The sequence below is a fragment of the Anabaena sp. CS-542/02 genome (assembly GCF_028331085.1).
Taxonomy (GTDB): Bacteria; Cyanobacteriota; Cyanobacteriia; order Cyanobacteriales; family Nostocaceae; genus Anabaenopsis; species Anabaenopsis arnoldii.
In genome coordinates this window covers 1-9,363 of sequence record NZ_JAQMTM010000012.1, presented here as the reverse complement: position 1 = coordinate 9,363, position 9,363 = coordinate 1, and the positions used below count along the sequence as shown (strand labels likewise).

Here is a 9,363-nt window from a genome sequence, read left to right as displayed (position 1 = left end):
GCCATTAGCCGGGGAATAAATTAAGCGTCTGATAGCGAAAGTCCACTTTTAGTGGACTAGTGGCTTACATATAGTACTCTAGGCAATGATTGTTAACCCTATTTATAAAGTTATATTTAACACCCAGTCGGATAAATCCGACTTTAGCTATCAGACAGGGGTTTCTAACCCCTGGCTCCCGGTGGTCATAGCTCTTAAACCCTGACCCGTCAACAGTCAACCGTCAACCGTCAACAGTTAACACCCAGTCGGATTTATCCGACTTTAGCTATCAGACAGGGGTTTCTAACCCCTGGCTCCCGGTGGTCGTAGCTCTTAAACCCTGACCCGTCAACCGTCAACCGTCAACCGTCAACCGTCACCCGTGTGCTATTATACAACCCTGGTGGAAAATGTCTAATTACTTCCGCAACTGACCAAGCTTGAGCGATCGCACCTTTAGAGGTATGGGGAAAATCCCCATCAAAAATTTCTGAAATCGATTGTATACAACCATCACAAAGGAAATGATCTAGTAATGGTTGCCAATCAAAGGGTAAAGGTAGTTGGGGGTAAGAACGCTCCCAAGCCCGAGTAAACGGACCAATCAACCAAGCCCAAACAGTCCCCTGGTGGTAGGAGCGATCGCGCTGTAGGGAATCTCCAATATATTTACCGATATAAGCAGCGTCAGATGTATCCAGACTCCGCAAACCATAGGGAGTAAGTAAACGCACAGTGGCTAAATCAACTACAGCCTGGCTCTGCTGTAGTGAAAAGCCGCAATGATGCAAGGACAATGCTATCACTGCATTAGGGCGAATCTGGGCATTACGGCGGTCATCTAATTCTATAGTGTCGTATAAATAACCTAATGGGTTCCAAAACTTTTGTAGAGAAATTTTTACTTGTTCCGCTTGCTGACTATAACGCCAGGCTTGCTTTACCAAGCGGGTGCAATCCCCTAACTGCATTTCCCCTAAGCGTTGCGCCCATTTACTCATCCAACATAAAGCGGAATACCACAGAGCATTGATTTCTACTGCTTTACCATTGCGGGGGGTAATAGCTTCTCCGTCAATTACCACATCCATCCAGGTAAGAGCCATACCGGGGACATCCCAACTCACTAAGCCATCAGTAGCATCAACTTGGATATTATAATGAGTCCCACCCATAAAAGCTTTGTGAATTTGTTGCACAATGGGAAACTGAGCCGCCAAAAACTCCCAATCTTCGGTAGCTTCTAAATATAGCCCTAAAGTTTCAATCCACCATAAAGCCGCATCAATACTGTTATAAGAGGGTTCACCATCAACATCAGGAAAAACATTAGGTATCAGACCGTGACGACAGTAACGCCCAAAGGTTTGTAATAGTCCTTTAGCTAGTTCAAAGCGCCCGGTGACTAAAGCTAAACCAGGTATAGCAATCAAGGTGTCACGTCCCCAGTCATTAAACCAGTGGTAACCAGCAATCACCGTGGGTCCAGCAATGGAAGCTCGATGAACAATAAATTGATCGCTGGCTTTTAATAATTTTTGCCAAATCGGGGATGAGGAGGATTTATGGGTTACCCAGCCAAAAATTTGGGATAGTCTTTTTTGTTCTGCTTCCACCGCAGCGGTAAAAATTTCTGGGGTGAGTAGACCTAGCTGTGGGTCAGGAAAACCCATCTGTGCTTCTAGAACAATGGCATCTCCCGGTTCTAGTTTAACTGTTAAGTAGCCAGGAGTGTAGAGGTCTTCGCGATCGCCTAATCCTCGTTTTTTCTCTTCTGGTAATAAATAATCCCAGTACCAAACCCTATTGGCTTGATATTCCCCCCGACTCCAGCGCAAATACCATGGTGTACCGAATCCCCCCGGAAATATGGCTTGGAGACAAACTTGATTCTCACCCAGTAATTGTGAAAACTCTAAGCCTGGATGACCTTTTTGTTGGTGGTGAAAATCGCGATCGCCTATCAGCAGCCGCAGCCGTAGTTTTACTGAGAATTTACCTTGATAATAATACTTAATTAGTAACTGATGTTTACAAATGTCCCCTAAACCGTGGGGCATGATTAACTCTCTACTGAGTTGCCAATTGTCTTGTCTCCAAATCCATTGGGGAACTGGGTTAATATCAAAATAGTGCAGCAACTTGTAACCCTGGGGGGCAATTTCATCATTACCCCAGCAGTTTGTCCCTAGTGGGATCACCCTCCCTGAGACTTCTAAACTGGCTTCCAGGTGGGAAAACAACAGGGTACGCCCACAGGGGGGATTAGTGGCGGCAAATAGCCAACCATGATAGGTGCGGGTGCGAACATCTGAAATCGTCCCACTAGCAAAACTCCCCAAGCCATTAGTTAGTAACCATTCTCTTGTGTCTAAATCAGGCATTTTTTACTCAAAATCGTTATGACTATGATATAGTCGTAACAGTTTGTAATTAAATTTTAGACGGGTAAGTGTGAACTGACCCGAGTTTCAACGCTCTTTTACGTATATCAGTCTAAGGAGAATTGGCTTCATGTCCCTCACTTACGCAACAGAAGGATGCCTCCGTGTTGGTCAACAGGCTCCTGAATTTACAGCAACTGCTGTGGTAGATCAAGAATTTAAAACAATTAAACTTTCCGACTACCGTGGTAAGTATGTCGTTCTGTTTTTCTACCCCCTAGACTTTACCTTTGTTTGCCCCACTGAAATCACAGCCTTCAGCGATCGCTACGAAGAATTTAAGCAAATTAACACTGAAGTCCTCGGTGTGTCCGTGGATAGCGAGTTCTCTCACCTAGCCTGGATTCAAACTGACCGCAAGGCTGGTGGTGTGGGTGACCTCAATTATCCCCTAGTTTCCGACATTAAGAAAGAAATTAGCGCCGCTTACAACGTCCTTGACCCCAGCGCCGGTATTGCTTTGCGTGGTCTGTTTATCATCGATCAAGATGGTGTACTCCAGCACGCTACCATTAATAACTTGGCTTTTGGGCGCAGTGTTGATGAAACTCTGCGGACATTAAAAGCACTTCAGCATGTTCAGTCTCACCCTGAGGAAGTTTGCCCCGCTGGTTGGCAACCTGGTGATAAAACTATGAATCCTGACCCTGTGAAGTCTAAGGTTTACTTCTCTGCTGTCTAGATTTTTGTTTAAGTCGGATTGACGAACGAGAGATGTAAACGGTGTTTACATCTCTCGTTTTTTCAATAAATTAGGTGAAAAGGCCTAAATTATATCTAGGTATATCTAGGTGCTATACTTAGGCAGGCATCATTTCCATGGATCTACAAGCTGCTGCACAGCGACGACAAGAGGCGGCGCATTGCATCATCTTTTGATCTTTGCTCATCTGTTCGCAAGCTGTAGCAACGCGATCGCACATTTCGGCACAAAGCATACAAGTGCGCCCCATGAATTCCGAACCGCCCATCATCATATTCATGCACATCATACACATTTCTGAGCAGTCACGCACCATACTCATAATGCCCTTGTTGATTTGCTTACCGTCTTTGCTCATACAGTGAGTCATGGTTTCCAGGCAGATTTTGTGACATTCCATGCAGGCGTTGATGCAGTTTTGCATTTCAGTAGTCATGGTTTCAGTCATCATCATCATCATTGTAAATACCTCCTGAATTACTGACCTAGGCACTACTTATAACAGTAATGAGATTTTTTTTAGGGTCAATGGCATTTTTTTCGTAAATTTGATTGATATAAAGTCATATCCTGACTATAAAATGGTGAGAATTTTTTTCTCATCTCCTCACCTCCTTGGCTGCGGCTCTAAAATACTTTGCGAGTAATTGAGTGGTTAAGCTGATCACCCCGGGGCTAATTGCAAAAAAATGGCTATAAGCATTGAATTAAAGATGGGATTATTGATACATTATGGAAATTGAACTATAAACCCAGAGCTATTGAAGGTACTAAACCAGAATTTTTATGAAATCTCTACACCGTCCCGATCTATATGGCTGGTCTACTTTCAATCCCACAAGAAATATTGATTTCCATGGGGTTGCTTGGGTACGTCCACAGGGAAATATCCTCATTGACCCAGTGGCTTTATCAAATCATGATTGGAATCATTTGCAATCCCTCGGTGGTGTGCGTTGGATTGTGTTGACTAATTCTGAGCATATCAGGTCTGCTAAGGAAATCGCTGACCAAACTTATGCTAAAATCGCCGGTCCGGTGGGGGAAAAGGATAGTTTTCCCCTACGTTGCGATCGCTGGTTAGGTGATGGTGATGAAGTTGTCCCCGGATTAAAGGTGTTAGAACTCCAAGGTTCTAAGACACCGGGGGAGTTGGCTTTGTTACTAGAGGAAACAACTTTGATTACAGGAGACCTTGTACGCGCCCGCAAGGCTGGTAGTTTAACCATCTTACCTGATGAGAAGTTGCTCAACCGTGAAGCGGCTGTGGCTTCTGTGCAACGCCTAGCAGCACTACCCCACGTAGAAGCTGTATTGGTGGGGGATGGTTGGCCTGTGTTTCGCGATGGTCGCGATCGCTTGCAGGATTTGCTAGCGACCTTATAATTACTCAACTCACTGGGTAACCTATTCCCCTGGCCATGAGTGCAGCCAACAGGGGAATCAGTGCAAAACCAACAATTTCAGTTCTAATTAACCAGATGAGACGATTTACTTGAGTTGATTCTACCTTGGGGGCTGTGCCTTTTTGTAGAGCAGGAACCCAACTAATAAAAGAAACTGTGGGATACAAAGACAAACCACCTACTAACAGAAAGATGGCTACTTTCGTATAAAAAACAGGATTATTTAAATAGTACTCGGAGCCTTTACCATAGTAAAGAACACGTAATACACCTGTAGCTAAAATCATTACTGCTGATATACCATATACTGTATCAGCGATGACAATTTTCCAAGCCTCATTTAAGCTCAACTCCTTTTGAGAGTTTAAGATGAATATCTCTAAAACTAGCGCTCCAAAAGACAACATCAACCCCAAGTAATGCAAATATGCAACAACGGCACTTATCAACATAACAATTTCTAGATTTTGCGATTTTAGTATTTATTTTGGAGCCGAAACTATCTCATCTTTTATTTTCGGTCAATTCCTTATAAATTGTACACTAAACCGGCTAATCTGTATTGCCTAAGTTTGACCACCAGTGTAGTTCGTGAGTTAAAGAGTATAAAATAGAGGGTTATTTTCAGTTTTCCTGGCTACCACCTAGCACAGCATCATATTCGCCCAGACCCAGGCAATTATTTGTGATCACAAACAGTCCTGTAATGATTATTAGTAACGGCTAAAACTATTAATCTTGATCTGTTGAAATTTCCGAATATTATTTGTTATCCTAAGTTTTAGATAATATTCTTTGGTGAATCAACATAAACCGCATTTTTTTAGATATTGTGATTATCTTTTGTGTAGTAAAGTGCTGGTATTATTTTACCTGGCATTTTTTCTTTAGGTCAGGTTCTCATTTTTTATGCAACCCCGGCCTACTATCATAGAAATTTTTTCCACCTTCTTACAGTTTCAGGGAGACAGATTCAGTCATTGGGCGACAGAATCAAGATTGCGTCGCAGCATTCAAAATTGCCTACAACAAACCTCAAAAAATACAACTGAAAACTTTTGGGTTATATATTGGTATAAGTCTTGGGAAGTTGCAGCAACTAAATTTTTGGCCCAGCAACATCTGACAGCATATTTACAAGAAGCTTGCTATTGGAGTTCTCAAAAAACAGTCGCTAACTTCCTGAGTACCCAATACAAAATATCAGATTGTTTTCAAATAGCGATCGCCCAAGTTAATAAAGTTCTCCAAGGTTTTAATCCTAATTACAGCAGTAGTTTGAAAAGTTATGCCAGTATTGTGTTTGGGAATGCTATCCGGGAATATTGTCGCCAAGTTGGGGAAGTGGATATTTGTACAGACTGGGGTCTGTTAAGGAAAACATCACAAAGGCGATTCCATGACGCTCTCAAAAATGCTGGGTTGTCCGCAGATACGATTAACACTTATATCGTGGCTTGGCAATGTTTTAAAACTTTGTATATCCCCCAACCTGGTAATTGTCGCCAACTGGCTCCACCAGATGAGCAAATTTGGCAAGCGATCGCCCAGATTTATAATACACACACTGGCTCTAAAGTCAACCCCCAAACCTTAGAAAACTGGCTCCTAAGTGCGGCCACAGCGGTGAGAAAATATCTTTACCCCCGGAGGGATTCCCTTGATTATCTACCAGGGGTAGATATACCAGGAACCGAACAATCATCTTTAATCGATGGAATTATCGCCGCTGAAGAAGCCCAAACCCGCGCTGGTGTGCAAATGCAGATTAACCAAGTTTTAGGGGATACCATCACCCAACTTGAACCGCAATTGCAAAAGATTTTACAACTATACTATGGTCAACAGCACAATCAAAATGTCATTGCCAAACAGTTAGAAATCAAGCAATATACAGTTTCCCGGCGATTGACAACAGCTAAAACAATATTACTGCGAACTCTGGCTAATTGGAGTCGGAATACTTTGCATATTTCCGTCAACACAGACCTACTAACTAGCATGAGTCCTGTGATTGAGGAATGGTTGCAAAAATACTACAGCATTTCTACTTAATGCGTAGAGGAAAAGCCGCCAAATTATCCGGAGAAAACCCCATGAATATTAATACCCCCTTCTTAAATTGTGTTTTTACAGACATAATTTTAGCAATTCCAGATACTATACAATCTGCAATTCACTCTCGGAACAATTATCAAGCCTATATCAATCAACTGTGTTTGGCTGCTGTCTTACCTTGGTTACAGTCAGACTTCACACCCCAAGCCCAAGTTTGGCCTAATACTACGGCTTTACCCAGTTTTTGGGAGCTAGTCAATGGTACTGCTATCACAGTAGACGCAGTGAGATTTATTTTGGTTCCCAGTGAAAATATTGATTGTAGTGAATTGCGTGTACCCCAGGAATGGGTAGATATTCCTACCTGGGTGGGGGATTATTACTTAGGAGTGCAAGTAGAACCAGATGATGGCTATGTTAGGGTTTGGGGCTATTGTACCCATCAACAACTCAAAACCAAAGGTAATTATCAGCCAAGCGATCGCATTTATGCTCTAGAGCAAGATTATATCATTACCGATATGAGTGTATTAAGCGTGGCGCGAGAATTTTGTATTGATGAAATTACACGAACTGCCATCATAGATTTACCAACTATACCACAAGCACAAGCGGAAAATTTAATTACCCGCCTGGGAAATCCAGCCATGATTAACCCCGGTTTAACAGTGCCTTTTCCATTGTGGGGGGGATTAATTGGCCATGGGGGTTGGCGACAACGATTATATGAACAACGTTTGGGACTACCAGAACAACGCTCAGTGACACAATGGTTAAACAGCGGTGTGTCGGAAATGGTAGTGGGGTGGGAAAAGATCAATCTGCAACCCAATAGGGCTGGGGCGCGAAATATCACGGAAAATCAACCAAGAGTGACTTTATCGCGCCAACTAGCGATCGCGGGTCAATTATATGAACTGGTGATTACACCCCAAGGTCAACCCCAGATCACACATTGGCGGTTTGAGTTACGTCATACTATTATAGGCGCAGCCATTCCTGGGGGTTTTAAACTCAGACTCCTCACCGAAGACTTACAACCATTTCCCAACAATGAAGATATGGCCACCACTGCGGTGGAACAACTTTATATAGAGGTTGCATTAGAACCAGGAGAAGGTATAGTCTGGGAAATAGAACCCCTTCCCGATAACTATGACCGAGAAATATTAAAATTTTAACATAAAAACATCAAATTTTCCCAGGAAAACCCCATCTCGACTTTATGCCTTCTCAAATCCCCATCAATCAAAATAAAATTGGTGTTGCAGTTATCGGTACTGGATTTGGTCAAAAAGTCCACATTCCTGGATTTACAGCCCATCATCGCACCGAAATAGTTGCTGTTTATCATCGAGATATTCATCAAGCCCAAACCATCGCCCACACTCATAATATCCCCCACGCCTGCGACAATATTACCGATATTTTGGCATTACCAGCAGTGCAAGCGGTGAGTATAGCAACACCCCCATTTCTCCACTATGAAATGGCTAGGGCAGTCCTGCAAGCCGGCAAACACTTATTATTAGAAAAACCCACAACTTTAAATGTCTTAGAAGCTAAAGAATTATATCAATTAGCCCAAGCACAAGGCGTAACTGCTATAGTAGATTTTGAATTTCGCTTTGTTCCCGGATGGCAATTATTCGCCGAATTATTAGCTAAAAACTATGTAGGTAACAAGCGCTTAATTAAAATTGATTGGTTAGGTTCTTCCCGCGCGGATACCGAACGCCCCTGGAACTGGTATTCCTGTCAAGATCAGGGAGGCGGTGCTTTAGGTTCTTTAGGTTCCCACGCCTTTGATTATATCTCCTGGCTCTTTGGACCAGTCAGCAGATTAAACGCTTACTTGAGTACCGCCATTCCCGCACGGGTTGACCCCAGTATTGGAGAATTAAAACCAGTCAATACAGATGACAACTGTCTGCTATCTTTAGAATTAGCTGATGGTACACCTTGTCAAGTTGCGATCAGTGCTGTAGTTTACGCATCTCGCACACATTGGATAGAAGTGTATGGCGATCGCGGTACCCTAGTTTTAGGTAGTGAAAATCAAAAAGATTATATACATGGATTTAGGGTGTGGGGTTCCCAACCTGGTCAACCTCTCCAAGAAATTGAAATACCCAACCGGTTAGTTTTTCCCCAACATCACGCCGATGGGCGTATTTGTGCATTTACCCGTGTAGTAGACCAATGGGTACAAGGAATTGAACGCCAACAGCCAATAGTCCCATCTTTGCGAGAAGGGGTTTATTCTCAATTGTTAATGGATTTATCTCATAAATCTCACACAACATCAAGTTGGGTAGATGTACCCAACCTGGAAAAGTTCCTCACTGATGGTGTCTAATCAAGTAGACACTAATTGATTCCCTGCGGGGAAACGCTATAGCTGTCAGGGATAATAATTAATAGGTGTATCCCTGAACAGCTATCTAGTAAACTGAGATCCTAATTAAATGGAGCGATGAGGTCATTAGTAAGCATGACTAAATGACTTAGCTAGGTAGGTAACATGACCAATAGCATAGGTGGTTACAAAGGCTTCAGCTAACTTAGTTAATGTAGAAATATCGCTGACATATCCACTAGTGGAATCAGTGTCGCTACCGCCGGAAATAGCATCTACATCTTTAAGTTCATTGAGAAAACTTTCAGAATCTTGAAATAATTCCACACCAGCATTGTTGAGTTCAGAAAGAATAATGTTAGCCATTTTATTTGCTCCTCAAGTATTTGTAGCGATAGTTTTTTCCGGAAT

9 protein-coding genes are annotated in these 9,363 nt (G+C 42.6%); 5 read left to right on the top strand and 4 right to left on the bottom strand.

The genetic code is table 11. From position 1 onward, the window contains the following. Nucleotides 1-344 precede the first annotated feature (344 nt). A complete protein-coding gene (locus tag PN447_RS00885; protein WP_271760078.1) occupies nucleotides 345-2,366 on the bottom strand; it encodes an amylo-alpha-1,6-glucosidase in 2,022 nt (673 codons plus the stop codon). Nucleotides 2,367-2,496: 130 nt separating this feature from the next. Here PN447_RS00885 and PN447_RS00880 point away from each other — a divergent pair, with 130 nt between their 5' ends. After that, nucleotides 2,497-3,108 (top strand): peroxiredoxin, encoded by a 612-nt coding sequence (locus PN447_RS00880; RefSeq protein WP_271760077.1) that lies wholly within the window; start codon nucleotides 2,497-2,499, stop codon nucleotides 3,106-3,108. Nucleotides 3,109-3,226: 118 nt separating this feature from the next. Here the strand turns inward: PN447_RS00880 and PN447_RS00875 are convergent, their stop codons facing one another. Continuing rightward, a complete protein-coding gene (locus PN447_RS00875) occupies nucleotides 3,227-3,589 on the bottom strand; it encodes a four-helix bundle copper-binding protein (protein ID WP_271760080.1) in 363 nt (120 codons plus the stop codon). A 326-nt stretch (nucleotides 3,590-3,915) separates the two neighbouring features. Here PN447_RS00875 and PN447_RS00870 point away from each other — a divergent pair, with 326 nt between their 5' ends. After that, nucleotides 3,916-4,515, top strand: coding sequence for an MBL fold metallo-hydrolase (locus PN447_RS00870; RefSeq protein WP_271760076.1), 600 nt, complete (start codon nucleotides 3,916-3,918; stop codon nucleotides 4,513-4,515). A gap of 4 nt (nucleotides 4,516-4,519) precedes the next feature. Here the strand turns inward: PN447_RS00870 and PN447_RS00865 are convergent, their stop codons facing one another. Beyond that, nucleotides 4,520-4,987 (bottom strand): DUF2214 family protein, encoded by a 468-nt coding sequence (locus PN447_RS00865; protein ID WP_271731012.1) that lies wholly within the window; start codon nucleotides 4,985-4,987, stop codon nucleotides 4,520-4,522. A 457-nt stretch (nucleotides 4,988-5,444) separates the two neighbouring features. On the opposite strand from PN447_RS00865, the gene PN447_RS00860 reads away from it, so the two are divergent. Genes PN447_RS00860 through PN447_RS00850 form a run of 3 tightly spaced genes read left to right on the top strand, consistent with a single transcriptional unit; the run spans nucleotide 5,445 to nucleotide 8,952 of the window. Beyond that, entirely contained in the window at nucleotides 5,445-6,590 is a 1,146-nt protein-coding gene (locus tag PN447_RS00860) for a sigma-70 family RNA polymerase sigma factor (RefSeq protein WP_271760075.1), read from the top strand. 41 nt (nucleotides 6,591-6,631) lie between these two features. Then, a complete protein-coding gene (locus PN447_RS00855; protein WP_271760079.1) occupies nucleotides 6,632-7,774 on the top strand; it encodes a DUF1822 family protein in 1,143 nt (380 codons plus the stop codon). 44 nt (nucleotides 7,775-7,818) lie between these two features. Beyond that, nucleotides 7,819-8,952 carry a Gfo/Idh/MocA family protein gene (locus PN447_RS00850; RefSeq protein WP_271760074.1) on the top strand — a complete coding sequence of 378 codons (1,134 nt, stop codon included), beginning with the start codon at nucleotides 7,819-7,821 and terminating at the stop codon, nucleotides 8,950-8,952. A gap of 126 nt (nucleotides 8,953-9,078) precedes the next feature. On the opposite strand, the gene PN447_RS00845 is transcribed toward PN447_RS00850, so the two are convergent. Beyond that, nucleotides 9,079-9,318 (bottom strand): hypothetical protein, encoded by a 240-nt coding sequence (locus tag PN447_RS00845; protein ID WP_271760073.1) that lies wholly within the window; start codon nucleotides 9,316-9,318, stop codon nucleotides 9,079-9,081. Between the last annotated feature and the right edge of the window lie 45 nt (nucleotides 9,319-9,363).